We start from the raw sequence: 24,034 nt of genomic DNA on the forward strand, positions 1-24,034 counted from the left end.
CAGGATATGCAAAACATCTCCCGTGCCGATATCGAGGACTTCCTGTTCGCCGAAGCCGAGTTACTCGACGAATGGCGGCTGCCCGAGTGGCTCGAACTGTTCACCGAAGACGCCATCTACTACGTCCCGTCGACCGACGTTGCGCCGGACTCCTCACCCGACAAGAACCTGTTCTACGTGGCCGATGACCGCTTCCGCCTTTCGGAGCGCGTCAAGCGACTGATGAAACGAACCGCACACGCCGAATTTCCGCACTCCCGCACCCGCCATCTGGTCAGCAATGTCCGCATTCGCGGCCGCAGCGACTCCGAGCTGGAGGTCGGCTCAGCCTTCATCACGTATCGCACCAAGGATGGCATGACCGATACCTACTTCGGCAGCAATCGCTACCGGATTGTCGTCGAGGACGGGCGCCTGCGAATCAAGGAGAAGCGCTGTCTCCTCGACAGCGAGGGCCTGCGCACGCAGGGCCGCGTCAGCATCATTCTCTAGAGACATGACAGCAATGGACAGGAAGCTTCACCACAATGTGGCCATTGTCACCGGCGCAGCCAAGGGTATCGGCTTGGCCATCGCAGAGCGGTTGGCGCGGGACGGAGCCAAGCTCGTCATCGCCGATCTCGACGAGGGCGGGCTGAAGCAGGCATCGACCCATCTGAAGGAGAAGTATGGGGCCGAAGTCGCGAGCCGCGCCGGCGATCTCTCCGATCAAGGCACGGCGGAGAAGACCATCAACTTGGCGAGCGAAGTCTTCGGAAGAGTAGACATCCTCGTCAACAACGCAGGCGGCGGCATCATCAAGGCTTTCGCCGAGCATTCGCCGGAGACATTGCGAACCACGATCGACCGCAATTTGTGGACCGTGCTGTGGTGCTCCTGGTACGCCGTGCCGAGGATGCGGGCACAACGCTACGGCCGCATCGTCAATCTCGGCGCTGATTCCGTGCGCAACGGCCTATGGGATCATGCCGCCTACAACGCGGCCAAGGGCGGCGTGCATGGCTTGACCACCGGATTGGCGCGCGAGTTTGCCAAAGACGGCATCACCGTCAACACGGTCGCCCCCTGCGCGGTGAACACACCCCAGATGGTTGCGATTACCAAGAGCAGTCCGGAACTCGCCGCCAAATTCGTCAGCGTCATCCCCATGGGCCGTCCCGCGGAGATGGAGGAAGTCGCTTCCATGGTTTCTTACCTAGCCTCCGCCGAGGCCTCGTTCGTGACCGGCCAGGTCATTAGCGTCAACGGCGGAAGCACGATGCTATAGGTCCATTCGAATGGGCGGAACAATTCTTCTCTGCGCTGCAGACGAAGTCGTCGAAGGCGAAATCAAGCAGGCTACCCTGCCCGATGGCTCCAACGTTGCGCTCTATCGCGTTGACGGAGCGATCTACGCCACGGCAGATATGTGCACGCATGGCGAAGCTTCACTGTCGCTCGAGGGTCTCCTGACGGGAAAAATAGTGGAATGCACATTCCATTTCGGGACCTTCGACGTGACCACTGGCGCACCGACCGGTATGCCCTGCGAAATTCCGTTGAAGACCTATCCGGTGACGATCGTCGACGGACAGGTCCAGATCGAGGTCTAAGATGCCAAATCGCCCCGACCATCTCTCTTCCCCGCGAAAATCCACGCGCCGGCCGCTCAGCCCGACGCGGCGGCGGACTCAGGCCGAGCGCACGGAAGCCACGCGCACGCAGCTGCTCAAGGCGGCTGCCAATCTCATTCGCCGTCGCGGTTATGCCAGGTTCCGGACGGCGGACGTCGCTGCCGAAGCCGGAATGTCGCGCGGCGCGCAGCTGCATCATTTCCCAACTAAGGATTCGCTCGTCGTCGCCACGCTCGAATACGTATTCGAGCAGGCGCAGATCATGAGCCGCAAGCGCGCCGCTGCCGTCAACCGTCCGCGCGACCTGATCGAATCCGTCATCGAAGACGCTCGCGAGTTCTTCTTCAGCGAGCATTTCATGGTTGCCATCGACATCGTGCTGTCGACCTCCACGGACGAAGCCGTCCGCAAGCAGATTCTCGAAATTTCCCGGAAGGCGCGGCGCCCCGTTGAAACGGCCTGGACCGAGGCCTTAGTGGCCAGCGGAGTGCACGCCTCGCTCGCGGCCGACATCGTCGCCCTGACGCTGAGCCTCGTCCGCGGCATGGCATTGCGCACGCTCTGGGACAACGACCCGAAATGGTTCGACGAGCTGTTCTCGGTGTGGCGGCGGATGATCAAGATCTTCCTGGAATCGCAATCAAGGGCGCGGGCGAGATGAACAACGGCCACGCGACACCGCTGATTACATCGGTCTGCTACGTCCGGCTGGCGGTCAGTGAACTGCACGGCAGCGCGCGCTTCATGTCGGACATCTTCGGCCTGCAGCGCGTGGCGGACCAGGACGGTGAGATCGCGTTTCGTTCGGACCACCGCTACCGCACCGTAAGCCTCGGGAGCCACGAGAGCGTTGGCATAGAGGTATGGGACGACGAGGCACTAGAGACCGTCGGCAAACGTCTGCGTGATCTCGGCTTTGCAGTGAAGGACGCCGAGCCGGCCGAATGCCGGCGACGGTATGTCCAGTCCGCGTTGCTAGCCGAAGATGCTTCGAAGAACCGGATAGACCTCGTGGTGCGTCCCAGCCACAGCGGCCGCCGCTATTTTCCCAGCCGTGACGCCGGCATCGTGCAATTTCATAGCGTCGGGCTTCGCACCACCGACCACGTCCGCGATATGGCTTTCTGGAAAGCCATTGGCGCCGGGGTCAGCGACTGGGTCGGCGACATCGCCTATCTGCGGATCGACGGGATGCATCACCGCATCGCGCTGTACCCGTCGAAACGTAATGGGCTGCTCTATGCGGCGTTCGAGGTCGAGGCGCTCGATCAGATCATGCAGAACAGCTATTTCATGCAGGAGAGCCAGATCAGGATCGTGCAAGGCCCCGGACGCGAAGCCGCATCGCGCCAGATCTTCCTGCACGTCGAAGGTCCGGACGGCCTGATCCTTTCCTATGTCAACGGCATGGCGGAATATGGCGACAAGCCGCGGCTGGCGCGGCAATTCCCGCTGACGGCGACATCGCTCTGTGACTGGGGCAGCGAAAGCAGTGACGTGCCGGAATTGAGCGCACCTGTCTAACAGTAGGGAAGAACACATGATCCAGCTCAAGGATGTCAGCTACGTCCGTCTCGGCTCCCCCGACCTGGAATCGGCCGAGAACTTTGCGATCGCCTGTCTCGGCCTGCAGATCGCCGAGCGAGGCAAGAAGGAGCTCTATCTCCGCTCCGACGACCGCGCACATACCCTGTGTTATTCGGAAGGCGATGCACGCAGCCAGGCCGTCGGCTTCGAGGTCGAGGATGAGGCAAGCCTGCAGGAAGCGGCGTCCACGCTTGAATCGCTCGGCCACGCCGTCCATGCCGGCACCGCCCAGGAGGCCGAGCAGCGCAAGGTGAGGACCTTCATCGGCTTCCGTGATCCGACCGGAAACCACATCGAGCTCGTGGTGCGGCCGGAGCGCAGCGGACGGCGTTATTTCGCCAGCCGCGACGCCGGTATTACTGGCTTCAGCCATATCGGGCTGAACTCGACCGATCCGGCACGCGACGAGCGATTTTGGACCCAGGTCTGCAACGCCCGCGTCAGCGACCGCATCGGCGATATTCCCCTGATGCGCGTCAACGCCATCCACCACACCATTGCGCTGGTCCGGGCGCCGAGCGCCGGCATCCAGCACATCAACCATCAGGTCGAGAGCAGCGACGACGTACTGCGCTCCTACTACTTCCTCAATGAGAAGCGCGTGCCAATCGTGTTCGGCCCCGGCCGGCATCCGACCTCGGGCGCCCGGTTTCTCTATTTCAGGGGGCCGGACGGCATGATCTTCGAGTATTCGGTCGGCGTCGTCGAAATCGCGGATGAAGCGACGCACCGGCCGCGGCAATTCGGCTTCGAGCCGACCAGCTTCTGCATGTGGGGCGCCAAACCCGCTGGCATGACGCTGCCAAACAACTGAACAACACGGGCGCTTCAAGAACGAGTGAAGCAACATCGGCGAGGGACAATGGATGTGGGTTTGGAAGGCCGCAACGCCGTCGTCTGCGCGGCAAGCCAGGGGCTCGGCAGGGCGAGCGCAATGGCACTGGCGCGTGAAGGTCTCTTCATCGCCGCGCGGCGACGCGAGGTGCTGGAGGTCACCGCCGACGAGATCGCCGCCGCGACAGGAAATCGACCACGCACCATCGTAGCGGACGTCACCACAAAGGAAGGACCGGACGCGCTGTTGGCAGCTTGTCCTGCCCCGGACATCCTCGTCAACAACGCGGGCGGGCCACCGCCGGGCGATTTCCGCAAATTCGAGCGCGGGGATTGGATCAAGGCGCTCGACCCCAACATGCTTGCGCCTATTGCGATCATCAAGGCGACGCTCGATGGCATGATTGAGCGCAGATTTTGACGCATCGTTAACGTGACGTCTCATGCAGTGAAGGCGCCTGTCGCCATGCTTGCGCTATCTAACGGCGCCCGCACAGGTCTTGCCGGCTTTGTTGCCGGATTGGCCCGCTCGGTTGCCGAGCACAATGTGACCATCAATAATTTGTTGCCAGGCACGTTCGATACTGACCGGCTGAAATCCAATCTGGCGGCGGTGGCAAAGAAAATTCATCGCGCACCGTCGCGGAACTGACCGAGGAAATCAGGACCGCAAACCCGACGAAACGGTTCGGTCATCCGAACGAGTTCGGGGCAACCTGCGCCTTTCTTTGCTCAGCCCAGGCCGGGTACATCACCGGTCAAAACATCCTGATCGATGGCGGTGCCTATCCCGGGACGTTCTGATCTCGGCAAGAGATACTGCTCCCTACAAGCCGCTCTCAGCCGTAACCCTCTGCACGACGCCGGCAAACTCTTCCACCAGACAAGAAACCGGCCGTTTTGTTCCTTCAGCAACCGTGCGACACCTTGCAGGCTTGGCGCGAAGGGACGCCTCACGAGATCATTGGTTCGCGCACTGAGCAGGCCGAGGCCATCAAGAATCGCGATGCCGGCACCGGGCTGCACGAGTTCGCAGGCGATACTCGACTGCGACGCCTCGACGGCGATGCGCAAGCGTAGATTGGCTTCAGCAAAGGCGATGACGATTGCGGCCCCGATCGACAAATGCGGACCGGGACAGATCACTGGCTCGTCCGCAAGATCGGGCGCGCTCAATGCAGCCTTGACTGCAAGCCGGTGACCGATCGGAAGCACGCAGCCAAGCCTCGCTCGGCCTCAGAGCCGATGGCGGCAATAATTAGTTCCTTCTGCGCATGCCCGGGATGAGTGTCCTGCTCGCCGACCACCCGGAGGTTTCTGTCATTGCCGAGGCTTCTTTCACGTCCATGTGGCTCTCCTACTCCGCCTCAGGCCGACTTCCGCTGCGGCTTGGCCGCATGCTTCTTCGCCGCGGCCTCCTTCGCCGGCTTCTTGCCGGCGATGGGCATCAGCATCTCTTTCTGGCCGGCAGCGGCCTTGCGCGGCCTCTTGGCCGATTTCTTCGGAGCCGCCTGGTTCTCGGCCGCTGCTACGGCTGTAGCGCCGCCCACGCTCTTGCGAAGCGCGTCCATCAGATCGACCACGTTCTCGCCCTTCGGCCGTTCCTTCGGCCGGATGACCTTGCCAGCCCTCTTCTGGTTGATGAGGTCGACCAGAGCCGTCTCGTAGTGGTCCTCGAACTTGTCGGGTTCGAACCGGCCGGCCTTCTGGTTCACGATGTGCTTGGCCAGCTCGAGCATGTCCTTCGTGACCTTCACGTCCTGAATCTCGTCGAAATACTCTGCCGGGTCCCGGACCTCGTAGGGATACCGCAGCAGGGTGCCGATCAGGCCCTTGTCGCGCGGCTCGAGCGCGATGATGTGCTCGCGGCTGGTCAGCACGAGCCGGCCGATCGCGACCTTGTCCATTTCGCGGATGGTCTCGCGCATCACCGCGAAGGCGTCATGCCCGACCTTGCCGTCGGGGCGGAGGTAGTACGGCCGGATCAGGTACCGGGGGTCGATGTCGCTGCGGTCGACGAACTCGTCGATCTCGATGGTGCGCGTGGATTCGAGCGCGACCTCCTCGAGCTCCTCCTTCGTGACCTCGATGTACTGGCCCTTTTCGACCTCGTAGCCCTTGACGATGTCCTCGTTCGGCACCTCGTCCCCGGTGTCGGCGTCGACCTTCAGGTACTTGATCCGGTGGCCGGTCTGCCGGTTGAGCTGGTTGAACGAGATCTTCTCGCTCTCGGAGGTGGCGGGGTATAGCGCCACCGGACAGGTGACGAGGGACAGTCGAAGGAAGCCTTTCCAGTTGGCGCGAGGGGCCATGCACGCAGAACTCCGGTTCGAGGCGGCCTGGATTTAAGACGAACGAGGTTGCCCGGTTCCGACACGGCGCCCTCCTCCAACGGAATCTTTTTCGCGGTGTATCGACTCTTTTGTTCTTGGTGTGTTCTATGAAGCATGACGGACAGACCCGCGAGCTGGCGCATGCCGACCCCGAAGCAGATGCAAAAGATGGCCGCCGCCGTCGGCAGAAATGCGCCTCCGAATCCGGGATTGGCTCCGGACGCCGACCTGCCGCCGGAATACTGGCAGGCGCTCCTGGAAGACCCCGCGCCGGAGCTCGGCCGGCCCCCTCCGGACCGACGCTGCGGCTGAACCAAATAAGCCAGCATCTCCTCAGGGTGAACTGCCGCCGCTGCGGGCGCGTCGTCGAGATCCAGAAGGCTGACGCCACGCGGCTGTACGGTCCGGACGCCGTCTGGAAAGACGTCGGCCAGCGTCTGCTGGACAACACCTGCACGCAGCGGACGGGCCGCCATGAGGAGGACGGCTGCTGGCCGTCCTATGACATGCCATAGGCGGCCGGCCGATGGCCCCGAAACATCACCCTACCCCGCTGTCCGGAGGGGACCGCAAGGCGCTGCAGAAGGAGCTCGGCCGAGCCCGGGCCATGACGAACATTCTGGCGACACAGGCGACCGAGGCCCGAGCCAAGGGCGAGGCACTCATCCGGCAGGCCGACCGGCTCCTTTGCGAGAGCTGGAACGAGCGCATGTGGGCTGACGGCGAGCCGATCGATCCGTCGCCGACGATCGACCAAGCGATCAATGGCGGCTACCCGTGGCTCGAGATCGAATGTTCGCGATGCAAGACGCGTCGGGACGTCGATCTCGCCGCGCTGCGGCACCCACCGACCACCTTCGTTCACGACCTGGCAAGCAGGCTCCGCTGCAGCAAATGCGCCAAGGCCAATCGTAGGCCGTCGGCGACGCTGCTACAGTTGGCGCAACGACCGCGGCACCCCGACAACGAGCAGCCACATAAGGACTCGAAATACGGATCCGACGCATGACAACGTTGCAAGACATCAAGAAGGACCTGCCCGACTGGCCCGACGACGTTATCGACCAGTGGCTTCTCAAGCTCGCCAACCAAACCGGCATGGGCTGGCCTCCGTCCGAACCGCTGGCGGGACGCTGGAAGCTACTGCTCACGCACCCGGTGTCGTGGTGGAAAGAGGTGACTTGGACGCAGCAGAAGCGCGACTGCAGCTTCGACAAGCTGTCTATCGACGGCCGCAAGACGATGAACAACATGTACGATGCGTTGATAGATGGTCAGGACAACGGCTTCGGCGGCGACAACAGTCCCGCTCGGTTTCAACGCCAGTTGAGCATCTTGACGACGACAGGTGAATTCGAACGGCCTCCCGTGCTGTTCCCGATCGCCAGTGGCCTGAGCCCGCTGGATGGCAATCATCGCATCTTCGCCCATCACATCGCCTTGCAACTGGCCGACGAGGACCTCGCGAAGTACAAGGTCAAGCGACCTGACGCCATCCAGACCGTCTGGATCGGCAGCCACAAGAACGGTGAGGATCCTGGTTAGCAGTCCATGTGCAATCTCTACTCGATCACCACCAATCAGGCCGCCATCAGCGCGCTCTTCCGCGTGGTCAATCGGTACGTCGGCAACCTCGCGCCGATGCCGGGTGTCTTTCCCGACTACACGGCGCCGATCGCCCGGACCGGTGCGGACGGTCGCGAGCTCGCGACCGCGCGCTGGGGCATGCCGTCGTCGTCCAAAGCGCTCATGGACGCCACGAAGAAGCGGGCGGAGAAGCTGCAAGCTAAGGGCAAGACCGTCGACTTCAAGGAATTGCTCCGCATGGAGCCCGACGGTGGCACCACCAACATCAGAAACGTGAAGTCGAAGCACTGGACGCGCTGGCTCGGCGTCGAGAACCGCTGCGTGGTGCCGTTCAACTCGTTCAGCGAGTACAACAAGGCCGAGGGCGGCGATGTCTGGTTCGCGCTCGACGAGACACGCCCACTCGCTTGCTTCGCCGGAATCTGGACAAACTGGACCTCGGTCCGAAAGGTCAAGGAAGGCGAGACGACCAACGATCTCTACGCATTCCTGACGACGGAGGCCAACACGGAGGTCTTCGCCATCCACCCGAAGGCGATGCCGGTGATCCTGACGACGCCCGACGAGGTCGAGACCTGGATGACTGCGCCGGCGGAAGAAGCGCTCAAGCTACAGCGGCCGCTTCCGAACGGGACGTTGCGGATCGTGGCCCGCGGCGTGAAGGAAGATCCGGCGCCAGCAGCCTAGCGTTCTGCACAGCCTCACGGAACAGGTGGACAAGCCTCGGCTCTGCCGATTGCGAATCCCTGACCCGTGCTAACCGCCCGGAACGAACGGCGGGACACAAGGATTCGTCCGGCAGGAGCGATCTCGATGCTGATGACGAAAGAAAGACGGCCAGCGATCCGGACGCTGCGCGGATGGGCGATCTCCGTCCTGCAGGAGGCCGGCGCAATACGCGAATGCGAAGAGCACGGCTGGATGCAGGACCGCGCCGACCCGCACGCCCGAGAGCGCGCCTTCGCCAGCGCCCGTCAGAATCCGCCGGCCGGTGTCTCTGCGGAGGGCGCGGCAGCGGAGATCCGGGATGTGCTGGACTCGATCGGCGACACCTGCCCCGAGTGCGGGCCGGATCGCGGCTAGGCCGCCTCCTCGGCACCGGGCCTCGAAGGCGCCCGCACACGGGCGAGCTCCTGCCAGGCCATCGCGAGGCCGATCCAGCGTTGCCGCTCAAGCCCAGCGGCCGCCGCGGCGAGCCTCATCGCCTCTGCCGCTTCGCGCTCGGGGTCGTAGTCGCTGTCCATGTGCTCGATATCGTAGCTGAGACCGGTAAATGACAAGTGGCGGTCGGATCCGTAGGAATCCGGACACAGACCACCGACACCGCCGCCTATTCGCGCCCGTCTCCTTCGCAGCGCTTCTGGCCGCCCATCCGAGCCGCCTGGCTGCCTAGCCAGCAGGTACCGCCGCATGATTGAATGATCGCGGACGCGAGGGCAGGTGCAATGGACAAGCTGAGTTTCCAGAATCCCCTCTTCGCCACCTATGCCGTCGCCGCCTCGATCATGATCCTCAAGGCGGTCTTGATGTCGTGGCTGACGGTCGTCCGGATGATGCAGGTCAAAGGCGGCTTTCGCTCGCCCGAGGACGTCAGGAAGACGGTCCTCAATCCCAACCCGAGCCCCGAACAATTGGCGCCCAACGAATACGTGGATCGCATCCGGCGAATCCAGCTGAACGATCTCGAGAACCTGCCGTACTTCCTGATCGCCGGCTTTCTCTTCATCCTGACGCAGCCTTCGCTGCGGCTCGCCCAGTGGCTGCTATATGGCTACGTCGTTTCGCGCCTATTGCATTTCGCGGCCTACTTCACGGCCAGGACACACGACACCCGCGCCACGCTCTGGACGGTGGGCTCGGCAATCTTGATCTTCATGACGTGCTGGACCCTTTCGGCGGCTTGGGGCGCGTGACCTCGCCGGAGGTTTCGGCCGACGCCGTCTTGCGGGCCAACCGTTCCGCCTTCAATCTCTCACGGTTCGCGCGGAAATCCTGCTGCCCCTGCTCGTATTCCGACACCTCTGGCGCCGCGTTCTTGAAGAACTTCTGCGCTTCCCGCTCGGCCGCGGTCGGCGTCTTCCCGGACGTCCGATTGCTCATCTGCTCCTCCTTCGATCGCAAAGAGCCCCGGCGGTCTAGCCGTCGTCCGGCTCCCGCACGACCGCATCACCTTCGTCCTCTTCCTCTTGGTCTTCCTCATCTTCGTCGTCGTCTTCATTGGGATCGCGGGGCGGCATGCCTTCGACGAGGACGAAGGGGCCGACATCGGTCAACCTGGTCGAAGATTCCTCCGGCAAGAGCACGCTCATTGTTTGCTCCTCGTTGCCACCGCGCCGCCGCGCATCGGCGCATCCCCACGCCGGCTTCAGTTGCGCTCGGTTAGCCGCTGCTTTCGCAGTCAGTCTTTCAGCTTCTCCACGACGGCCGCGCTGTCGACCACCTTGCCGTCGCGACTGAGCGGCACGTAGGCGGCCTTCCGCCCTTCGGCATCCGTGACTTCGATGACCTGCGGCATGGTGTCGGGGTATTCGCCGGCATGTTCCTTGGTCTCGACATGATAGCCCTCGAAGCGCAGGTCGCTGCCGTCCATTCCGGGATCCTGCGGCCGCTTCTCCGGCGCCATCGGCGGCAGGTCGGGCTCTTCGGGCTGCACCGGCGGAGAGCTCCATGACGATGCGCCGCGATCGAGAAGGCGCCGGAGCTCGGCGACCGCCTCGCCACGGCTTTCGAGCTCGTCGACGGCGGCGACGACCTGATCGCGATCGAGAACATCGAGGAGATCGTTGATGGTCCGCTCGCAGTCGCGCTCGCCCGGTTCCACGTAGCTCGCCAGGATCGCCTGCGCCCGCTCGACCGCGGCCAGCACCTCTTTCTCGGCACTCATCGGCCTACTCCACGCAACTGAACTCGTGGATTCAATCGGAGCGCAGACGCCTTGTTCCCAACCTGCCCAGGGCGGGATCTTCAGCGAGCCAAGCGCTTCTCCACCCGCTTGCGCGACTTGCCGACCTTCTTCACGGCCTTCTTCACCGCCGACGCCGAACGCCCGGTCTTCCTGGCTTCATAGCGCACCTCATGGCCCTGCCCGCCGGCCACGCGCGCCCGGTCCTGCTTGCGTCCTCGGGGCGTCTTGGCCGTCTTCTTCGTCGTCGCCATTGTCGTTCTCCTGTGGGAATTCACAAAATCCAACGCCGCGAAGGATTCCGGGGTTCCGGAACGATTCGTACCGCGCCTGTTTGAATCGCTTGTTGCGTGGAGTTCGTGAGTGGCGTTGCCTCGTGCAAAACCGGCGATAATCGGCCTCAAAGTGCCGTTTCCCGGGTTCATCGAGCCGGCCCTTGCATCCTCTATCGAGCGGGTGCCGAGCGGACAGCGGTGGATTCACGAGATCAAGTTCGACGGCTACCGCGTCCAGGTCCATCTGGCCAACCAAGCCGTGAACCCAAGCTCCTCGCCGAGATCGAGTACCGCGCCAAGTCGGCGGAAGGAAAGGTCCGGCACCCGTTCTTCAAGGGCCTGCGGGAGGACCTCTGACGGTGCATGGAGCGACTATCACGAGGATGGGTACGACATGAACGAGAAAAGCGAGATCGGTCGCGTCTGGGATATCATCGAAAAGGTCGGCGTGTGCATGCTGACGACGCGATTCGCGGGCGGGCTACGCGCGCGCCCGCTCGAGGCAAGGCCCGACCGCGAAGCCGGCCTGATCTACTTCGTGACCGGCCTCCACAGCCCCAAGGAGGATGAGATCGCGTCCGCTCCCGACGTCGGCCTCGTATTCATCGATCCGGACGACAAGGCCTACCTGTCGATCACCGGCCGCGCCTCGATCCTGCGGGATGTCGAGAAGACGAAGGCGGTCTGGCGGAAGACCGACGAGGTGTGGTGGCCCGACGGTCCGGCCAGCCCGGACGTGAGCTTGCTCCGGATCGAACCTGTCACGGCCGAACTGTGGGACGGACCGGCGAGCGCAGCCGTCACCGCCTTCGAGTTCGTCAAGGCGAGGTTGACCGGCCAGGAGCCGAAGCTCGGCCAGAATCGCAAGACGACCCTCAAGATGTGAGGGTGCTTTCGACAACTTCAGGAAGACGGCGCGCCTACTTCCGGCCGGCGCCTGCGCGTTCGAATTAGCTGGCTAAACTCGCCGTCGGTTGGTGAGAAGTCGACTAAGGGGCCCGAAGGAGACGCTAGGGGACGCCCAGCTCTTTGGCTCGATCGAGGCTCGCGATCATCGACACTCTTCGTAGGAACTCGCGAGTCAAGTGCCGGTCATTCGCCGTCCGTCTCAGCTCGTCGCGGAAACCATCTCGCTCGTCAGGGTCACTGGTTTCCAGATTGTGCTTGGCGCGGATGGAGTGCTTCTGCACATGCTCGATTGCCACCGCGCGGCGCTGCAGATCGTAAAGGTCCAAATCGGTGTCTGGAGCCGGTCTTGTGCAAACCTCGCCCAGTCGCTCCGCCAGATTCACCGCATCGTGGATTCCTCCGTTCAATCCCATCCCGCCCAGCGGATTGTTGATGTGAGCAGCATCGCCGGCGAGAAAGACGCGCCCGGCGCGGAATGCCGCCGCGACACGCTGGTGCACTTTGAAGAGGGCGATGCGTGCGATCTTGTCGTCGTCAACTCCGGAAGCAAGCGTTGACAGCGCGGCTCGGGCAAAGGCGGGGCTGGTCGACGTAGCATCTGGCAGATCTCGCGCGAGCGGTAATATCACGCGCCACCTGGACGGGAGTTGCAATAGAAAGCGCCAGTTCGTCGGTGCCGCTACATAGGTCAGCGATTCCAAGCCAGCCAGCGCGGTATGGAAATCGAAAGACGTGTCTACGATCAGAAAGCGTTCGGGCCAGGTGAAGCCTTGGAACGGAATGCCCAGCGCCTTGCGCACGGCGCTGTGACTGCCGTCGGCACCGATCAGCCAGCTGCCGCGTTCCTCTCGCGGAGCGGAGCTGACCGATGAGAGCTTGACGGTGACGCCGGTCCGATCTTGCGAAACGCCGCTAACGCGCGTTCCAAACTCGAATTGGTAGTTCGGATTGCCGTACAGTTGATCGTGAATGATGCGCGTGAGATTGAATTGCTCGCACTGCAATCTGTACGGATGCCGTGTCAAGTCGGCGATAGCAGAATAGTCAAACGTGGCCATCACCTCATCGCGTCCGGAGCGATATTGCAGCCGGCGCGCAATCAAACCGCCTTGGACCAGCGATTCGGCCAAGCCGAGGTCGTCGAGCATATCGAGCGTCGGTGGATGGAAGGTGGTCGCCCGCGATTCCGTGGCGAGCGCCACGGACGCTTCGAACACCTTCACCGGAATACCGCGCCGTACCAGGCAGGCGGCTGCGGTGAGGCCGACTGGTCCTGCGCCGGCGATCAATATGCGCTGGTTCGGCATCATGTCGGTGGGTGCTTTGTGCCTGGTTGAGAAACCGGGAGAGGTCGGCCTGCCAGAGCCTATTCGGCCCTGACGTTTGCCGCTTTGAGGATCGGCCACCACTTCTGGATTTCGGCTTTTTGCAGCTCTGCCAAGGCCTGAGGCGTTTGCTGTTCGCGTGGCGGGATTTGGACACCGAGGCTCTCCAGCCGGTGACGGACGACGGGGTCGGCCAGCGCGTCGACGACCGCCGCGTTCAGCTTGGCGATGACAGCTCCTGGGGTTGCTTTTGGCGCGAAGAGAGCGTGCCAAACCGAGATTTGGAGGCCCGGGAGTCCAGCCTCCTCAACGGTCGGCACTTCGGGCGCGGACGCCAAGCGCTTCTTCGCTGTGACCGCGTACACCTTGAGTTCGCCGTTGCGTACGTGCGGCAACGCGCTGGACACCTGATCGAACATCACATCGAGGCGTCCCGCGATCAGGTCCTGCATGACAGGCGCCGCGCCGCGATACGGCACGAACTGAAAGTGCGTCCCGGTCAAATGCTGAAACAGGATCGCGGCGACGTGGGAGGCGCTGCCCACGCCCGACGTGCCTTGTAGAGCCTTGTCCGGGTTCGCCTGCAGCCACTGGACGAGTTGCTGCAAGTTTTCAGCAGGCAATGAGCTCCGTCCCAGGATCAGGAGTGGATTGTTCCCGAGCAGCGAGATCGGCTCGAAGTCCTGCACGACGTCGTAGGGCAGCGGGTAAATCGCCCCGTTGAGGACGTGCGTGCCCCAATAGCCGTAGCTCACGGTGTAGCCATCGTTTGCGCTGCGGGCGACCTTGCCTGCCGCCACGCTTCCTGCTCCTCCGACGACATTTTCGATGATGACCGGCTGGCCGAGCGTGACCCTCATCCGGTCGGCCATAATGCGCGCCTGCACGTCCGCTGGTCCGCCCGCCGCAAATGGCACCACAACGGTGATTGGACGCGAAGGGAATTCCTTGGCGGAGGCATTGCCGGCGGCCAGCCAGGCGGCGGCCATGATCGAGCACGCGAGGTGGGTGAGACTTGTCATTCTATTTCTCCCCGCTATCCGGCAGCGACCAGGATATCCGCGATCTCGCTGCCGAAGCCGGCAACGAACAGCAGCGCGCTGAGCATCAATCCACCCACGGACCAGAGGCACAAAACGAGAAAGGCGGTGTCGCGCGTGGGTCGGACCGTGCCCAGCGAGGGGAGGACGTGGGTGTTCATGGTGTTGCGCTCCGCGTGGTCTCGACGCCAATAATCGGCTGAGAACGTTGCGACACTAGCTCCCCTCCGGTACAAGCAATATTCTCTATTTTCCTTGATCCACCAAAGTCCTAGCTTATGGCCAAAATCATCGATTGGGACAGCCACATCGGTCGTCGCCTGAGCTTGCGCGACCTCCACGTGTTCTTCATCGTCGCCCAGGAGGGCAGCTTGGCGAAGGCGGCCGCGCAGCTGCAAGTCTCGCAACCGGCCGTCTCCCAACTGATCGCAGACCTCGAGCATTCCGTCGGTGCAAGGCTTTTCGACCGCAGCTCTCGGGGAGTGACGCTGACGATCTACGGCCGCGCCTTGCTCGGGCGCGGCCGGTCAGCCTTCGACGAGCTGAAGCAGGGCGTTCGGGAAATCGAGTACCTGTCCAACCCTCACACCGGTGAGGTGAAGTTTGGTTGCCCGGAGGGACTCTCGCAAATTCTGCCACCGGTGATCGAGAGCTTTTCGAGGCTTTATCCCGGCATCCTCCTCGACATCCACGAGGAGGAGTTCGCGTCATTCGCCGGCAAGCTACGCAGTCGCAGCTTGGATTTCGTACTTCAGCGACTGCACGGGCGTCCACGGCCCGAGGACCACTCCGCCGATGATCTGGACGTCGAGATTCTCTTCGAGGACGAACTGGTCATCGTTGCCGGCGCAGACAGCCGATTCAGTCGCAAGAAGAAGATTGACCTCGCGCAGCTCATCGACGAGCCATGGATATTGGCCTCGCCTCCCAGCTGGAACCACAAGGTCATCACCGAGGCGTGTCAGGCGCGCTGCATTCCGATGCCGAAGGTGGTCTTGAGCACTTTTTCTTCGCACATCCGGGCCAGCATGCTCGGTTCAGGCCGCTACATTGCGACGTTTCCGAGATCGGTCGCGAACTATTTCGCGGGTCCGTTCGGGGTGCGAGTCCTCAACGTGGAATTGCCCCCTCGACCTTGGCCAGTGGCAATCCTGACGCTGAAGAATCGAATGCTGAGTCCGGTAGCAGGAGTCTTTCTCGATCATCTTCGCCAATTCACGGCTTCGAACTACCCGGCCGTCGCTCGGCCGGATTGAGCATCGGGTCGCCCGATTGTCGGCGGCCGGTCGTCCTCTTGAGCGTGCAGGTAGTCCTGCCGCGGGCGAGCAGCGTCCGCCTATTGCGCACGTTCCTTTCCGTCCGCTCGGCAGCCCAGCCCGGCTGCGGCCTTACAGCGGGGTCACGGCCGACACACCGAACGATGATCTTGTCCTGATGCGACGCCGTGCCGGCACCGCCGCCGACCGGCACGTGGAAGCGGAGATCGTCTTCGGCCGGAGCCACGACGATGTCCGTCTCGGCTTCCACTTCAGCGTCAGTCGAAATCGCCCGGAAAGATTTGCCAGTGCCGAGCCGCCGTCGAGTTCGACGCTGTGGCTCTCCAATGCGCCCGGCGTCTCGCGGCGGCCACCGGCAGCTCCGGTGCTACTTCCGGGGGGCCGGCGCCTGCGCGTTCGAATTGTTCGGGTTCTGCTTGTTGGCTTCGTGATGCCCGATCGCGCAGCCGGCCGCAGCGCCGAGCTTTCCGTGTCCGGCCATGTGGCCCGCGATGCCGCCTACGATGGCGCCCTTGATGCAGCCCTTGGCTTGCGCCGGCGAGATCGAGGCGAGCGCGACAACGCACGTTGCGGCGAGAATTGCTTTCATGATCCCTCTCCGAATTCCCATTGCTCGTGCGGATCAAGTCGCCGGGGCGGCCGGCGTTCCGCGAGCCAGGCCTACGTCTACCTTCAGCGTCATGGCCGCTGTTCCATCGGGGGGGAATGGATTCGCGGGGGGCTGCTTCATACGCTCCGTTGTTGGCCGAGTGAGCTGAAACGGCGGGATTGCACCAGCGTTGGCCAGACGGCAGGTGCCAGAGGTAGACACGTGTCGCGTACGGTCCTGATTGTCGACGACGATCCCCCGGTGCTCGAGGTCACGGCGGCCATGCTGGAGGATCTCGGATGCGAGGTGGTGACCGCCCGGAGCGGCGGCGAGGCCTTGGCCACGCTTTCCGGCGACCAGCGGATAGAGGTCCTGATCACCGATCTCAACATGCCGGAGATGGACGGTTATGAACTGGCCGACCGGGCGGCACGGCTGCGGCCCGATCTTAGGATCCTGCTGCTCTCGGGCGGCGAGACCGACGGGCATGGCCTACCGCTCCTGCGCAAGCCCTTTCTCGAAGAGGATCTCGCGCGGACGATGAGCCAGACCACCGGGCTGTGCTGAAGGACAGCGGCAGCCTCAACGCTGATCCCGAGCGGGCGGCAGCCGATCGCTACGGACAGACGATACGTGGTGCCGCCAGCAGGAACACATGCGGGGCAGTGCGATTGAAGCCGCGGAGGAGGCGAGTCGATGGCTCAAATCGAAACGTCAGGCGCCGAACGCGCCCATACCAGCGGATGGACCGTCGCTACGGCGCTGGGCCTCGTTGCGGCAGCAGTGCTGTGGGATCGCCTGTTCCCGCCGGACCACCCCTCGCCCGGAGAAGGCAAGTCCTTTCCACGCGAGCGGAACGCCGATCGCGAGACTTCGGCGGCAGGCCTCGTTACCGATGGCGCGGAGCGGGGGCGCGAGGCTGCATCGCCGTCCGAGATTCCCGCGAAGGGTTGGAAGGACATCCTGCTGCGCGTCTACGGCAACATCGGCCGGCATCGCGTCATGGCGCTGGCGGCCGGCATGACCTACTACAGCATCCTGGCCATCTTTCCCGCATTGGCGGCTCTCGTCGCCGTCTACGGCCTGTTCTCCGATCCCGCCAGCATCGCCAAGCATCTGGACCAGATCTCCGGTTTCGTCCCGGGCGGCGCGATCGAAGTCGCGCGCGAACAGCTCACGCGCGTGTCCTCAAAGGGCGACCATGCGCTCGGCGCGACGTTCGTCATCGGTCTCGCGGTCTCGCTGTGGAGCGCCAACGCCGCCATGAAGTCGCTTTTCGACACCCTGAACATCGTCTACGGCGAGGAAGAGAAGCGCGGCTTCGTCAAGCTGAACGCGGTGTCCTTGACCTTCACGGTGGCGGCCATCGTCTTCGTTCTCGTCGCCCTCGGCGCCGTCGTGGTCATACCGGTCGTCCTCAACTTCCTGCACCTGTCGGACTTCGCGGACCTTCTCGTCCGGATCGCACGATGGCCGGCCATGTTCGTCGTGCTCACGCTCGCCCTCGCCTGCATCTACCGCTACGGACCGAGCCGAAGGGCGCCGCGTTGGAAGTGGATCACGTGGGGAAGCGCCGCCGCCACGTTGTGCTGGCTGGCGGCTTCCGGACTATTCTCCTGGTACGCCGCCAGTTTCGGCAAGTTCAACGAGACGTACGGCTCTCTCGGGGCCGTCATCGGCTTCATGACCTGGCTCTGGATCTCGGCGATCGTCATCCTGCTCGGCGCCGAGCTGGACGCCGAGATGGAGCATCAGACCGCGCGCGACACCACCACCGGCGCGCCCAAACCGCTGGGCGTTCGCGGCGCCGAGATGGCGGACACGGTGGGAGAGGCCCGCGCCTCGTGATCCAGCGCCCACAAACCTGCCGTGATTGCGTTGGCTTGCCGCACTGAGCGGAACGCCCGGCCGTGGTTTCGATAAGGCCGTCCTGACGCCTTGAGCTCCGCTACATTGCAGGCCGTGGAGTGCCCGCAGGCAATTTACCTGATCGTTCACGATCGGCGGCTACAGTATGCGACATCAGGACGACGGTTAATGAAACTGAAACGTGAGTTCATGATCAGCCAGCACCTGTCCGGCCGGATTTGGGACGCCGCCGGTCCGTTCGACACTTTCGAAGCGGCATCGCAATACCTGGCCGGCCGAGCGTCCGACGGGTATTTCGTGACTGAATCCTTCGTTTCTCCCGCGAGAAGGTTGTGGCTCATGCCGACGGCGCCGGTCACGCGCGAGGACAGCGTAGGCGCCCGCAAAAGGCCGAGTGCCTCCTTGGCCCGGTTCTGATCGGAGAAGCGATTCTTAACCGGAATGCGCTTTCCTATACGCCTGGAAAACGCTGAAATGGCACAGGCGCTCGCCGAGCTTTCGGTACCGGTTCAAGCCGCGAAGGAAGCGGCCAAACGTGCGCGCCAGCGGCGCCCGATGTACTTCGCGCAAGCCGTCAGCTTCCTTTTGGATTCCGCGATACTGTGTCTCTACCACCTTGCCGGCACGACCGATGCCCGGGTCGCCGTGGCATATGCGACCGCCGGCATCGGCTGGACCGGCCTGATGTGGGCGGCCTCCGAGGTGCATCTCACGGATCGGTTCAGGGACCACTACCTGAGCGTGCCTCAGAGCCTCGGAAGCGTCACGATCCAACTGATTGCGGTATACCTGGCGCCGGAGGTCGGCTTCTACTTCGTCAGCATCCTCTTCATCGTCCAAGGCTTCGGCGCGCTTCGGATGAGCGCTAGACAAGCCGCATCGGTTTGGACCTTCGCTTCGGTCGGTTTGACGCTTCTGTTCGCCTGCACCGACGAGCCGATCGCGATGCCGATGGCCACGCCCGCGGAGCGCCATTTGGCTCTGCTGTGCTTCGTGACGGCGCTAGGCCGCTGCGCCTTCACCGGGCTCTACGGCAGTTCGCTTCGCGAGATGCTGTACAAGAGAGGCAAGGAGCTGAAGGAGGCGCACGCGCGGATTGAGGAGCTGGCGCAGGTCGACGAGCTTACGGGTCTGCTGAGCCGCCGCTACATTATGCGGGCCTTGAACGAAGAGATCTCGCGCGCCTCGCGAAGCGGGACGCCCTGTTCCGTCGCGATCATCGACCTGGACTTCTTCAAGAGGATCAACGACGGCTACGGACATCCGATCGGCGACGAGGTGCTGAGGAGCTTCGCCATATCGGTGGCCGCCAATATCCGAACCGTCGACAAGCTGGGCCGCTACGGCGGCGAGGAGTTCCTCCTGATCCTGCCGGACGCGCCTCAAGATCATGCGGTCAAAGTCGTGGACCGGATCAGAGAAATCATCGGTGAAACGAACTGGGACGCGATCGGCGGCGGGCTCAAGGTGACCATGTCGGCGGGCGTCAGCCAACTCAGGTCGGATGAAGCACCTGACGATGTGCTCGCCCGAGCGGACATGGCCCTGTACCGGGCGAAGGATGCCGGAAGGAATCGCGTTAGCACTTGAGGCTATAGTCCACGTTTCGCAGGGCGGCCGCCTCGATCAATTCGTCGCCTGGAGGGCCGCGACGGCCGTCGTGGCAATGAGAATGATCGTCACGAGCGCCCCTGAAACGTAGAGAATGGTTCTGACGCTGCCGCCTTTAGCTGCTTTGCCGCCGCGCAAATAGACCGCAACGTGGATCAGACGAATCGCGATGTAGCCCCAGACCAGCGTCGCAAGCGCAACGGGTCCGACCCCCACCATCATCGCCAGCACGGCCGGGACCACGAAAGGCGGCAGCGCTTCCACCGCATTCATGTGGACGCGATCAATCCGGTACAGCAAATTGTCATCGTCCGCGGGCAGCACAGGTCCGGAGAGCGCGCCCGCCCTGCCCTTTGAGGATCCCGAATGGATCGCCAGCAAAATGGACAAAAGGCAGAGAACCAGCACTCCGACGATGCTAAGCGAATAGGTTGCCATACCGGCCTCCGCAATTACGATACATGCGCGAGCCTCATGCCTCGCGGGCAATCCGATCCGCGAACCGTTTCAGATAGAGCGGCCAACCCTGATCGCCCTCGACGCCCTCGCGCACGCCTTCCCAGCCCTGGCCATGCCGTTCGAGGTGACGGTGCTCGAGCTCCAGCCTGGTCCGGCTAGGCGTTTCGGCGATAAACCGCACCTCCCATTCGCTGGTCCTGTCGGGATCGGTTTCGATCTGCCATCGCGGGCTGATGTCCCAGCTTAGAAGCACGCGATTCGGCGGCTCATACGCCAACACACGCGCCCAGCGGCATTCGCTGCCGTCGACGCCGCGATCATAGACGTGACCGCCCACCCGAGCCTCGAACACCGTCTCCGCGATCGGGACGGAGAGCAAATTGTGTTCGCGCGGTTTGAAGCTGCCGAAGTCTTCCGTGAAGACCTTGAACGCGCGCTCGATCGGCGCCTCGACCACGATCGATTGTTTGACGGGCGCGGCCGATACACGTCTGCTCATTGCTGGTCCTTTCGTGGTTTTTCGACGGCGACCTTGTACGCCGCCAACGTCGTGCTCCAGAACCGGTCGAGCCACGCGCGCATCTGGCCGAGCCCCGCCGGATCGATGTGGTAAACGTTGCTGGCACCCTTCGGCTCGGCGCGAACCAGACGAGATTCCCGCAGCACCTTGAGATGCTGGGAGACGGCGGACTGGGAGACCGTCAGCTCGCGAGTGATCTCCGCTACCGTGCGCGGCCGGGCCCCCACCAGTTCGAAAATCCGTCTCCGGGTCGGATCTCCTAGAGCAGCCAACTGCAAGCTATCCTTGGCCATGGCTACGTCGGCCCTCCAGCGCTTCGGGGTCTCGCCCGATCATCACCGAATTGAGCTATATCATAAGTCATGACTGTTGATTAGCACATACTTATGATCTGGTCAAACAAATGGAGCGAGGTCCTCGGGCCACTGCATCGCCTGCTGCAGCACGTGTCGCCGATCAGAAGATTTACGCTTGTCCCTCAGGAGCCGACATTGCTTCTAAGGCAACCAGGTAAAACCCGATCGGATGGCCTAGTGGCGGAGGTCTTTCTCTTCCGCATCCCGAAGTTGTCGCTTATAATTCGAAAAAAGGGGACAATGATCGTCCCCGGATGCCTCAGGCACCGAACCCAAGATCCTCACGGTGAGCGTGCGCTGCGCTTAGGACCGCGCCTGATCTCCTCGCGTTCATGCGGAGCCGGACCTGCCGCAATCCGTCGAGCAGGTCCTGTCTTGGCGCGAAGAGCGGCGAGCGTCGTCGTGCGCGCACTTTCTCCCTGGGTGACCGGGCGTAGGACGAATCCTAGACGGGCGGTGTTCCCATGTTGAGAAGCTGGGAAACGGCCGTCAGCAGTTGCGCCGGCGCGAACGGTTTCTGCAGCAGGATGCTCTCGGGCACTCCCCTCGATTTCCACGCTTCGCCGCTGTCTCCCGTCATGTAGACCACGGGAAAGTTCGGGTCGATCTCGCGGACCCGCCGGGCGAGCTCCCAACCGTCCATGCCTTGGCCGAGCCTGATATCGGTGACCAACGCGCGATAGCTCTTCGGCCGCTCGCGAAGCGCGCCGAGAGCCTCTTCGCCGGTTCGGGCTAGTTCCGCCTGGAATCCGCCGTCCGATAGAGCATCACGAACCAGGTCCTGGATGGGTGCCTCGTCCTCGACGACGAGGACGAGAAGCTCGGGCGTATTGGAAGGCCCCTCATTCCCCATGTCCGTCATCCGGAGCCTCAGGACCCGTTTCCGACGACGGAGCCGCCTCCGCCTTGGCTTTGAGGTCGTTCGCCTTGTCGACCAGACCCAGGGTGACGTCCGGATCCGTGATGGCCTGGGCGAACCTCAGCAGGGTCGCGGCCTGACGCGTCAAATACTCTCTACCAGCCACGTTCTATCATCCGGTCTTTGGGCCCCGGCGTAGACGTGTGGCGGCGATCTTTGTTCCAGGAAATGTCCAAAAGTGGACGGAAGGATTCGGTTCCAACGCGTTCGGACATGTTCCGGCGAACAGAACAAAGTCGACCGTTGGCTTCGTCCCATTCAGGCGCGTGGTGGCCATGCAGGTGAAGTCGCAACATTCGACGCCGTCCCATGTTGTCGCTGCAAGTGGGATCGGGAGCGACACCAGCAATGCGCAACTCCGTCGATATCGACAAAGTCCACAGCCGCGCGATGGTTCGCGAGATCGGCGATAGCCTCCGTACGCTTTACAAGCCGGACCGGGAGCCGCCTCCACGCATCCGCGATCAGTTGCACCGGCTCCGCGACCTGGACGGACGCCCCCGCACGAACTCCGAGGACGGAAAATAGAACGCCTGGACTCGCATCAGGCTTGCACGGGAAGGGGCGCGCGCAGAACCACCATCACGCCCGGATCGCGGCGTTCGTAGGAAAGCGTTCCGCCGAGTTGCTGCGTCAGCAGCGCGACGATGCGCGAGCCCACGCCCTTCGGGTGCCGATCCCCGGCCACTCCGATGCCGTTGTCGCGAACAGAAAGCTCGATCTCCCCCGCCACCGTCAGCTCGACGGCGATCTGCCCGGACCTTTGGTCCGGGAATGCATATTTGAGCGCGTTCGTGACCAGTTCGTTGGCGATGAGACCGATCGCCAGAGCCTGCTGGTTGGGCAGATGCACTTCCTCGCAAGCGACCTGGAAAGCCACGGGTCCGGACGCGGCGAGCGACTGGAAGACCTTCTCCACCACGTCGGAGAGGAAGCGTCGCATGTCGACGAGCCGCGAGTCCTCCTTCGGCGAAAGATGATCGTAGACCTCCGCCATCACCTGGATGCGGCGGGCCGTGCCTTCCAGCGCGGCCGCGACGGCGGGCTCTCCGTTCCTGGCCTGCATCCTGACCATCGCGCCGAGAATCGCCAGGTTGTTCTTGGTCCGGTGCGCCATCTCATCCAGGAGCAGCCTTTGGGTCTGCTGCGCCTGCAGCGCGCGCTTGGTCTCCGCGCGCACGATCTCGGCGACCACCGCGACGCCGGCCGCGGTAATCGCGAACAGCGCGCACGGCAGAAGGAAATCGATGCCGTACTGGCCGGAGTAGCTGAGATAGACGACGCAGGCGACCGCGATGCAGGCGGCGAAGAGACCGGAGCCGCGGTCGAACAGCAGGCCCGAAACGAACACCCCCGGCAGCAGCAGGAAGAACCCGGTGAATCCCGCTTGCGCCTGCAGACCCGCCTGAAGCGCGGCGCACACGAACATCACCGAAGCAGCCAGAAGGTAGCGAACGGGCGTGGGAATACTGTGTTCGAACAAGAGCGGATAGAGCTTGTCCATCAGGGTCAATGACCCGCCTCCGGCAAGCGTTCCCTCGTCAAGGCTCCGCGTATTCCGCGTATTTCCGCCGGATCCCGGAACAATCGCGCCGCGAGAAAAAACGGCCGCTCCGTCCAGGGCTACCGAACATTAGCGCAGTGAAATGCGCGGCCCGGTGTCGCGGGATCTCAGGCGGTCGGCCGGCAATTTTCGCGCGCTGCCGTCGACGGAAATCCTCCAACTCACGCCGATACACGCGGTCCCAAGCGGGTTCGTTCCCCATGTCCAGCAACGGCGAGTTCGGATCGTCCGCGAAAGGCCCCCATTTGGCACTGAAGAATTTCACGTCCATCTGCTATTTTTCTATCAGCAGGAGCATCGACGTCTCTTCTCACAGATCCAGATCTCCCCGCCATATAGCGCCGCTGTCGAGAAACAACACGCATCGCAACGGCGCGAGCACACGTCCCTGCTCGGCGGGAATTTGCGTCCGGACGGGTCCGGCAGGCCTGCGGTCATGATTTCGGCGAAGCGCCGGCAAGGCAA

The 24,034-nt window shown here is 63.2% G+C and carries 35 protein-coding genes and 3 pseudogenes; 21 read left to right on the plus strand and 17 right to left on the minus strand.

Annotation, left to right across the window (positions count from 1 at the left end):
- Positions 1-6: 6 nt before the first annotated feature.
- The 7 genes and pseudogenes from JJB99_RS24025 to JJB99_RS24055 all read left to right on the plus strand — a co-directional run bounded on the left by JJB99_RS24025 (position 7) and on the right by JJB99_RS24055 (position 4,838).
- Entirely contained in the window at positions 7-492 is a 486-nt protein-coding gene (locus tag JJB99_RS24025; RefSeq protein WP_200494766.1) for an aromatic-ring-hydroxylating dioxygenase subunit beta, read from the plus strand.
- 13 nt (positions 493-505) lie between these two features.
- The gene (locus JJB99_RS24030) at positions 506-1,267 is read left to right on the plus strand and encodes an SDR family NAD(P)-dependent oxidoreductase (RefSeq protein ID WP_200494767.1); all 762 of its coding nucleotides are present in this window, start codon (positions 506-508) and stop codon (positions 1,265-1,267) included.
- Between the two features lie 10 nt (positions 1,268-1,277).
- Positions 1,278-1,592: a non-heme iron oxygenase ferredoxin subunit gene (locus tag JJB99_RS24035; protein WP_200494768.1), complete on the plus strand. Its 315-nt coding sequence runs from the start codon at positions 1,278-1,280 to the stop codon at positions 1,590-1,592.
- Between the two features lies 1 nt (position 1,593).
- Entirely contained in the window at positions 1,594-2,274 is a 681-nt protein-coding gene (locus tag JJB99_RS24040; RefSeq protein ID WP_200494769.1) for a TetR/AcrR family transcriptional regulator, read from the plus strand.
- Positions 2,271-3,137 (plus strand): VOC family protein, encoded by an 867-nt coding sequence (locus JJB99_RS24045; RefSeq protein WP_200494770.1) that lies wholly within the window; start codon positions 2,271-2,273, stop codon positions 3,135-3,137. The genes JJB99_RS24040 and JJB99_RS24045 overlap by 4 nt, the downstream gene beginning before the upstream one ends.
- A gap of 16 nt (positions 3,138-3,153) precedes the next feature.
- Positions 3,154-4,014: a VOC family protein gene (locus JJB99_RS24050; protein ID WP_200494771.1), complete on the plus strand. Its 861-nt coding sequence runs from the start codon at positions 3,154-3,156 to the stop codon at positions 4,012-4,014.
- 48 nt (positions 4,015-4,062) lie between these two features.
- Positions 4,063-4,838 (plus strand): annotated as a pseudogene (locus JJB99_RS24055) (SDR family oxidoreductase).
- Here JJB99_RS24055 and JJB99_RS24060 read toward each other — a convergent pair.
- Both JJB99_RS24060 and JJB99_RS24065 read right to left on the minus strand, forming a co-directional pair.
- Entirely contained in the window at positions 4,767-5,249 is a 483-nt protein-coding gene (locus JJB99_RS24060; protein ID WP_200494772.1) for a LysR substrate-binding domain-containing protein, read from the minus strand. The pseudogene JJB99_RS24055 and the gene JJB99_RS24060 overlap by 72 nt on opposite strands.
- Positions 5,250-5,401: 152 nt before the next feature.
- Positions 5,402-6,346 (minus strand): Ku protein, encoded by a 945-nt coding sequence (locus JJB99_RS24065; protein ID WP_200494773.1) that lies wholly within the window; start codon positions 6,344-6,346, stop codon positions 5,402-5,404.
- Positions 6,347-6,481: 135 nt separating this feature from the next.
- Between JJB99_RS24065 and JJB99_RS36960 the strand changes: the two are divergent.
- From JJB99_RS36960 to JJB99_RS24090, 5 genes and pseudogenes are all read left to right on the plus strand, one after another.
- Positions 6,482-6,882 (plus strand): annotated as a pseudogene (locus JJB99_RS36960) (hypothetical protein).
- Positions 6,883-6,893: 11 nt separating this feature from the next.
- The gene (locus tag JJB99_RS24075; RefSeq protein ID WP_200494774.1) at positions 6,894-7,376 is read left to right on the plus strand and encodes a hypothetical protein; all 483 of its coding nucleotides are present in this window, start codon (positions 6,894-6,896) and stop codon (positions 7,374-7,376) included.
- The gene (locus tag JJB99_RS24080) at positions 7,373-7,912 is read left to right on the plus strand and encodes a hypothetical protein (protein ID WP_200494775.1); all 540 of its coding nucleotides are present in this window, start codon (positions 7,373-7,375) and stop codon (positions 7,910-7,912) included. Before JJB99_RS24075 ends, JJB99_RS24080 begins: the two co-directional genes overlap by 4 nt.
- 6 nt (positions 7,913-7,918) lie before the next feature.
- Complete coding sequence (locus tag JJB99_RS24085) at positions 7,919-8,641, plus strand: SOS response-associated peptidase (RefSeq protein WP_200494776.1); 723 nt, start codon at positions 7,919-7,921, stop codon at positions 8,639-8,641.
- A gap of 126 nt (positions 8,642-8,767) precedes the next feature.
- Positions 8,768-9,037 carry a hypothetical protein gene (locus tag JJB99_RS24090; RefSeq protein WP_200494777.1) on the plus strand — a complete coding sequence of 90 codons (270 nt, stop codon included), beginning with the start codon at positions 8,768-8,770 and terminating at the stop codon, positions 9,035-9,037.
- Here JJB99_RS24090 and JJB99_RS24095 read toward each other — a convergent pair.
- The gene (locus tag JJB99_RS24095; RefSeq protein WP_200500457.1) at positions 9,034-9,234 is read right to left on the minus strand and encodes a hypothetical protein; all 201 of its coding nucleotides are present in this window, start codon (positions 9,232-9,234) and stop codon (positions 9,034-9,036) included. The genes JJB99_RS24090 and JJB99_RS24095 overlap by 4 nt on opposite strands.
- 165 nt (positions 9,235-9,399) lie before the next feature.
- Between JJB99_RS24095 and JJB99_RS24100 the strand changes: the two genes are divergently transcribed.
- Positions 9,400-9,867 (plus strand): MAPEG family protein, encoded by a 468-nt coding sequence (locus JJB99_RS24100; protein WP_200494778.1) that lies wholly within the window; start codon positions 9,400-9,402, stop codon positions 9,865-9,867.
- Here JJB99_RS24100 and JJB99_RS24105 read toward each other — a convergent pair.
- The 4 genes from JJB99_RS24105 to JJB99_RS24120 form a co-directional block, all read right to left on the minus strand.
- A complete protein-coding gene (locus JJB99_RS24105) occupies positions 9,827-10,054 on the minus strand; it encodes a hypothetical protein (protein ID WP_200494779.1) in 228 nt (75 codons plus the stop codon). The two genes, JJB99_RS24100 and JJB99_RS24105, sit on opposite strands and share 41 nt — an antisense overlap.
- A gap of 35 nt (positions 10,055-10,089) precedes the next feature.
- Positions 10,090-10,263: a hypothetical protein gene (locus tag JJB99_RS24110; protein WP_200494780.1), complete on the minus strand. Its 174-nt coding sequence runs from the start codon at positions 10,261-10,263 to the stop codon at positions 10,090-10,092.
- Positions 10,264-10,352: 89 nt separating this feature from the next.
- The gene (locus tag JJB99_RS24115; protein WP_200494781.1) at positions 10,353-10,838 is read right to left on the minus strand and encodes a hypothetical protein; all 486 of its coding nucleotides are present in this window, start codon (positions 10,836-10,838) and stop codon (positions 10,353-10,355) included.
- Positions 10,839-10,918: 80 nt separating this feature from the next.
- Positions 10,919-11,110, minus strand: coding sequence for a DUF3606 domain-containing protein (locus JJB99_RS24120; RefSeq protein ID WP_200494782.1), 192 nt, complete (start codon positions 11,108-11,110; stop codon positions 10,919-10,921).
- 109 nt (positions 11,111-11,219) lie between these two features.
- Here JJB99_RS24120 and JJB99_RS36315 point away from each other — a divergent pair.
- A pseudogene (locus tag JJB99_RS36315) lies at positions 11,220-11,387 on the plus strand (DNA ligase); the annotation flags it as partial.
- A gap of 138 nt (positions 11,388-11,525) precedes the next feature.
- Entirely contained in the window at positions 11,526-12,017 is a 492-nt protein-coding gene (locus tag JJB99_RS24125) for a pyridoxamine 5'-phosphate oxidase family protein (RefSeq protein WP_200494783.1), read from the plus strand.
- 124 nt (positions 12,018-12,141) lie between these two features.
- Here JJB99_RS24125 and JJB99_RS24130 read toward each other — a convergent pair whose 3' ends face one another.
- From JJB99_RS24130 to JJB99_RS24140, 3 genes are read right to left on the minus strand one after another with little or no spacing between them, the layout of a single operon-like run.
- The gene (locus JJB99_RS24130) at positions 12,142-13,350 is read right to left on the minus strand and encodes an FAD-dependent oxidoreductase (protein ID WP_200494784.1); all 1,209 of its coding nucleotides are present in this window, start codon (positions 13,348-13,350) and stop codon (positions 12,142-12,144) included.
- Between the two features lie 56 nt (positions 13,351-13,406).
- Positions 13,407-14,387, minus strand: a complete 981-nt coding sequence (locus tag JJB99_RS24135; RefSeq protein WP_200494785.1) for a tripartite tricarboxylate transporter substrate-binding protein — start codon at positions 14,385-14,387, stop codon at positions 13,407-13,409.
- A gap of 14 nt (positions 14,388-14,401) precedes the next feature.
- On the minus strand, positions 14,402-14,566 hold the full coding sequence (locus JJB99_RS24140) for a hypothetical protein (protein WP_200494786.1): 165 nt from the start codon (positions 14,564-14,566) through the stop codon (positions 14,402-14,404).
- A 117-nt stretch (positions 14,567-14,683) separates the two neighbouring features.
- Between JJB99_RS24140 and JJB99_RS24145 the strand changes: the two genes are divergently transcribed.
- Entirely contained in the window at positions 14,684-15,661 is a 978-nt protein-coding gene (locus JJB99_RS24145; protein ID WP_200494787.1) for a LysR family transcriptional regulator, read from the plus strand.
- A gap of 388 nt (positions 15,662-16,049) precedes the next feature.
- Here the strand turns inward: JJB99_RS24145 and JJB99_RS24150 are convergent, their stop codons facing one another.
- Positions 16,050-16,271 (minus strand): hypothetical protein, encoded by a 222-nt coding sequence (locus JJB99_RS24150; protein ID WP_200494788.1) that lies wholly within the window; start codon positions 16,269-16,271, stop codon positions 16,050-16,052.
- Between the two features lie 222 nt (positions 16,272-16,493).
- Between JJB99_RS24150 and JJB99_RS24155 the strand changes: the two genes are divergently transcribed.
- The 4 genes from JJB99_RS24155 (at position 16,494) to JJB99_RS24170 (ending at position 19,730) form a co-directional block, all read left to right on the plus strand.
- On the plus strand, positions 16,494-16,838 hold the full coding sequence (locus JJB99_RS24155) for a response regulator (protein WP_246774962.1): 345 nt from the start codon (positions 16,494-16,496) through the stop codon (positions 16,836-16,838).
- 129 nt (positions 16,839-16,967) lie between these two features.
- Complete coding sequence (locus JJB99_RS24160) at positions 16,968-18,119, plus strand: YihY/virulence factor BrkB family protein (RefSeq protein ID WP_200494789.1); 1,152 nt, start codon at positions 16,968-16,970, stop codon at positions 18,117-18,119.
- Positions 18,120-18,308: 189 nt separating this feature from the next.
- On the plus strand, positions 18,309-18,557 hold the full coding sequence (locus tag JJB99_RS24165) for a hypothetical protein (protein ID WP_200494790.1): 249 nt from the start codon (positions 18,309-18,311) through the stop codon (positions 18,555-18,557).
- 57 nt (positions 18,558-18,614) lie between these two features.
- Complete coding sequence (locus JJB99_RS24170) at positions 18,615-19,730, plus strand: GGDEF domain-containing protein (protein ID WP_246774963.1); 1,116 nt, start codon at positions 18,615-18,617, stop codon at positions 19,728-19,730.
- Between the two features lie 36 nt (positions 19,731-19,766).
- Here the strand turns inward: JJB99_RS24170 and JJB99_RS24175 are convergent, their stop codons facing one another.
- From JJB99_RS24175 to JJB99_RS24195, 5 genes are all read right to left on the minus strand, one after another.
- On the minus strand, positions 19,767-20,189 hold the full coding sequence (locus JJB99_RS24175; protein WP_200494791.1) for an MAPEG family protein: 423 nt from the start codon (positions 20,187-20,189) through the stop codon (positions 19,767-19,769).
- A 34-nt stretch (positions 20,190-20,223) separates the two neighbouring features.
- Positions 20,224-20,709: an SRPBCC family protein gene (locus JJB99_RS24180; protein ID WP_200494792.1), complete on the minus strand. Its 486-nt coding sequence runs from the start codon at positions 20,707-20,709 to the stop codon at positions 20,224-20,226.
- Complete coding sequence (locus JJB99_RS24185; protein WP_200494793.1) at positions 20,706-21,023, minus strand: ArsR/SmtB family transcription factor; 318 nt, start codon at positions 21,021-21,023, stop codon at positions 20,706-20,708. The genes JJB99_RS24180 and JJB99_RS24185 overlap by 4 nt, the downstream gene beginning before the upstream one ends.
- A gap of 508 nt (positions 21,024-21,531) precedes the next feature.
- Positions 21,532-21,939, minus strand: a complete 408-nt coding sequence (locus JJB99_RS24190; RefSeq protein ID WP_200494794.1) for a response regulator — start codon at positions 21,937-21,939, stop codon at positions 21,532-21,534.
- Positions 21,929-22,111: a hypothetical protein gene (locus tag JJB99_RS24195; protein ID WP_200494795.1), complete on the minus strand. Its 183-nt coding sequence runs from the start codon at positions 22,109-22,111 to the stop codon at positions 21,929-21,931. The genes JJB99_RS24190 and JJB99_RS24195 overlap by 11 nt, the downstream gene beginning before the upstream one ends.
- Positions 22,112-22,353: 242 nt before the next feature.
- On the opposite strand from JJB99_RS24195, the gene JJB99_RS24200 reads away from it, so the two are divergent.
- Positions 22,354-22,533 (plus strand): hypothetical protein, encoded by a 180-nt coding sequence (locus JJB99_RS24200; protein ID WP_200494796.1) that lies wholly within the window; start codon positions 22,354-22,356, stop codon positions 22,531-22,533.
- A gap of 16 nt (positions 22,534-22,549) precedes the next feature.
- Here JJB99_RS24200 and JJB99_RS24205 read toward each other — a convergent pair whose 3' ends face one another.
- The gene (locus JJB99_RS24205; protein ID WP_246775324.1) at positions 22,550-23,509 is read right to left on the minus strand and encodes a sensor histidine kinase; all 960 of its coding nucleotides are present in this window, start codon (positions 23,507-23,509) and stop codon (positions 22,550-22,552) included.
- Between the last annotated feature and the right edge of the window lie 525 nt (positions 23,510-24,034).

This window comes from Bradyrhizobium diazoefficiens (genome assembly GCF_016616235.1).
Taxonomy (GTDB): domain Bacteria; phylum Pseudomonadota; class Alphaproteobacteria; order Rhizobiales; family Xanthobacteraceae; genus Bradyrhizobium; species Bradyrhizobium diazoefficiens_H.

Coding starts and splice junctions, on each gene's coding strand:
- JJB99_RS24025 (WP_200494766.1), top strand. CDS start 7: ATGCAAAACATCTCCCGTGCCGATATCGAGGACTTCCTGTTCGCCGAA.
- JJB99_RS24030 (WP_200494767.1), top strand. CDS start 506: ATGGACAGGAAGCTTCACCACAATGTGGCCATTGTCACCGGCGCAGCC.
- JJB99_RS24035 (WP_200494768.1), top strand. CDS start 1,278: ATGGGCGGAACAATTCTTCTCTGCGCTGCAGACGAAGTCGTCGAAGGC.
- JJB99_RS24040 (WP_200494769.1), top strand. CDS start 1,594: ATGCCAAATCGCCCCGACCATCTCTCTTCCCCGCGAAAATCCACGCGC.
- JJB99_RS24045 (WP_200494770.1), top strand. CDS start 2,271: ATGAACAACGGCCACGCGACACCGCTGATTACATCGGTCTGCTACGTC.
- JJB99_RS24050 (WP_200494771.1), top strand. CDS start 3,154: ATGATCCAGCTCAAGGATGTCAGCTACGTCCGTCTCGGCTCCCCCGAC.
- JJB99_RS24065 (WP_200494773.1), bottom strand. CDS start 6,346: ATGGCCCCTCGCGCCAACTGGAAAGGCTTCCTTCGACTGTCCCTCGTC.
- JJB99_RS24075 (WP_200494774.1), top strand. CDS start 6,894: ATGGCCCCGAAACATCACCCTACCCCGCTGTCCGGAGGGGACCGCAAG.
- JJB99_RS24080 (WP_200494775.1), top strand. CDS start 7,373: ATGACAACGTTGCAAGACATCAAGAAGGACCTGCCCGACTGGCCCGAC.
- JJB99_RS24085 (WP_200494776.1), top strand. CDS start 7,919: ATGTGCAATCTCTACTCGATCACCACCAATCAGGCCGCCATCAGCGCG.
- JJB99_RS24090 (WP_200494777.1), top strand. CDS start 8,768: ATGCTGATGACGAAAGAAAGACGGCCAGCGATCCGGACGCTGCGCGGA.
- JJB99_RS24100 (WP_200494778.1), top strand. CDS start 9,400: ATGGACAAGCTGAGTTTCCAGAATCCCCTCTTCGCCACCTATGCCGTC.
- JJB99_RS24105 (WP_200494779.1), bottom strand. CDS start 10,054: ATGAGCAATCGGACGTCCGGGAAGACGCCGACCGCGGCCGAGCGGGAA.
- JJB99_RS24110 (WP_200494780.1), bottom strand. CDS start 10,263: ATGAGCGTGCTCTTGCCGGAGGAATCTTCGACCAGGTTGACCGATGTC.
- JJB99_RS24115 (WP_200494781.1), bottom strand. CDS start 10,838: ATGAGTGCCGAGAAAGAGGTGCTGGCCGCGGTCGAGCGGGCGCAGGCG.
- JJB99_RS24120 (WP_200494782.1), bottom strand. CDS start 11,110: ATGGCGACGACGAAGAAGACGGCCAAGACGCCCCGAGGACGCAAGCAG.
- JJB99_RS24125 (WP_200494783.1), top strand. CDS start 11,526: ATGAACGAGAAAAGCGAGATCGGTCGCGTCTGGGATATCATCGAAAAG.
- JJB99_RS24130 (WP_200494784.1), bottom strand. CDS start 13,350: ATGATGCCGAACCAGCGCATATTGATCGCCGGCGCAGGACCAGTCGGC.
- JJB99_RS24135 (WP_200494785.1), bottom strand. CDS start 14,387: ATGACAAGTCTCACCCACCTCGCGTGCTCGATCATGGCCGCCGCCTGG.
- JJB99_RS24140 (WP_200494786.1), bottom strand. CDS start 14,566: ATGAACACCCACGTCCTCCCCTCGCTGGGCACGGTCCGACCCACGCGC.
- JJB99_RS24145 (WP_200494787.1), top strand. CDS start 14,684: ATGGCCAAAATCATCGATTGGGACAGCCACATCGGTCGTCGCCTGAGC.
- JJB99_RS24150 (WP_200494788.1), bottom strand. CDS start 16,271: ATGAAAGCAATTCTCGCCGCAACGTGCGTTGTCGCGCTCGCCTCGATC.
- JJB99_RS24160 (WP_200494789.1), top strand. CDS start 16,968: ATGGCTCAAATCGAAACGTCAGGCGCCGAACGCGCCCATACCAGCGGA.
- JJB99_RS24165 (WP_200494790.1), top strand. CDS start 18,309: ATGAAACTGAAACGTGAGTTCATGATCAGCCAGCACCTGTCCGGCCGG.
- JJB99_RS24170 (WP_246774963.1), top strand. CDS start 18,615: ATGGCACAGGCGCTCGCCGAGCTTTCGGTACCGGTTCAAGCCGCGAAG.
- JJB99_RS24175 (WP_200494791.1), bottom strand. CDS start 20,189: ATGGCAACCTATTCGCTTAGCATCGTCGGAGTGCTGGTTCTCTGCCTT.
- JJB99_RS24180 (WP_200494792.1), bottom strand. CDS start 20,709: ATGAGCAGACGTGTATCGGCCGCGCCCGTCAAACAATCGATCGTGGTC.
- JJB99_RS24185 (WP_200494793.1), bottom strand. CDS start 21,023: ATGGCCAAGGATAGCTTGCAGTTGGCTGCTCTAGGAGATCCGACCCGG.
- JJB99_RS24190 (WP_200494794.1), bottom strand. CDS start 21,939: ATGGGGAATGAGGGGCCTTCCAATACGCCCGAGCTTCTCGTCCTCGTC.
- JJB99_RS24200 (WP_200494796.1), top strand. CDS start 22,354: ATGCGCAACTCCGTCGATATCGACAAAGTCCACAGCCGCGCGATGGTT.
- JJB99_RS24205 (WP_246775324.1), bottom strand. CDS start 23,509: ATGGACAAGCTCTATCCGCTCTTGTTCGAACACAGTATTCCCACGCCC.